This is a genomic window from Neobacillus fumarioli NBRC 102428, assembly GCF_001591485.1.
Classification (GTDB): Bacteria; Bacillota; Bacilli; order Bacillales; family Cytobacillaceae; genus Neobacillus; species Neobacillus fumarioli.
Map to the genome: position 1 here is coordinate 1 of NZ_BCUZ01000282.1, position 509 is coordinate 509.

General features: G+C 38.1%; 1 protein-coding gene. It reads right to left on the bottom strand.

What is annotated here, in order from left to right:
* Positions 1-350 (bottom strand): uracil-DNA glycosylase (locus BFU02S_RS16175; RefSeq protein WP_369690725.1); only part of this gene is annotated, 350 nt, incomplete at its 3' end.
* Positions 351-509 lie beyond the last annotated feature (159 nt).

The window sequence follows — 509 nt, forward strand, 5'->3', positions numbered from 1 at the left end:
TCACTACCGGCCCATTTGACAAGGTAACCGTTATTTGGAATATAGCACCCCAAATCAGCCTGCAACTCCTTATAAATATTTTGCAAGGATGGGGGGATTCCTACTCCAGGTTTCACTGAAAAACTTAATCCGTGAGCCTGTCCCGGTCCATGATAAGGATCCTGGCCGATAATGACAACTTTCGTATCGTTAAACGGAGTGAAATGTAACGCATTATAAATATCATGTGGATCCGGATAAATCACTCTCGTTTTATATTCTTGCCGTAAAATTTCCCGCAAACGCAGGTAATACGGTTTTTTAAACTCTCCATCAAGTAAAGGAGCCCAATCATTTTTTAAAATGGCCATTTCCATTTCACACCCATTTCTACAGTTATTAACCCCTCCAATTTTATCATGGGTTGGACAACCTTTAAACTCCTCAATAACATGTAAATCAACTAATCATTACTCCGGAATTACTAAAGAAGAAAGTTGACTTTGAAAGTGCTTTTTTTCAAATATAGT